Source organism: Rhizobium ecuadorense, from assembly GCF_001187535.1.
Classification (GTDB): domain Bacteria; phylum Pseudomonadota; class Alphaproteobacteria; order Rhizobiales; family Rhizobiaceae; genus Rhizobium; species Rhizobium ecuadorense.
This window is the reverse complement of sequence record NZ_LFIO01001457.1, coordinates 1-307: the sequence shown is the minus strand read 5'-3', so window position 1 is coordinate 307 and position 307 is coordinate 1. Positions and strand designations below refer to the sequence as shown.

Sequence of the window (307 nt, the reverse complement as noted above, 5' to 3'; positions counted from 1 at the left end):
ATCCAGGCGGGCCGCCGGGCCGGCGAGAAGCTTATCGATCGTGTCGTTCAGCGATCCAAGGCTGAAGACACCGTAAGCGGCAGTGCCCACGAGCATTACAATGATGAAGGTGAACGCGGTCACCAGTTTCGTCTTGATTGTCAGTCGCATGGTCCCCAAACCCCTCGTTGAATTCATCCAGCGTCAATTAGCGGCTCCAGCCGCGTCGTGCCTCGATGAAAAAATCGCCTGCAGATTAGGGAGAATGATGAATTCTCCGCCCCTCTTCACCAGGCAGTTGATGTAATCGGCGCGCCAGCGCATGCCG

At 57.0% G+C, this 307-nt stretch carries 1 pseudogene; it reads right to left on the bottom strand.

Annotation, left to right across the window (positions count from 1 at the left end):
- Positions 1 to 183: 183 nt before the first annotated feature.
- Positions 184 to 307: pseudogene (locus AF337_RS45770) on the bottom strand (chemotaxis protein CheW); the annotation flags it as partial.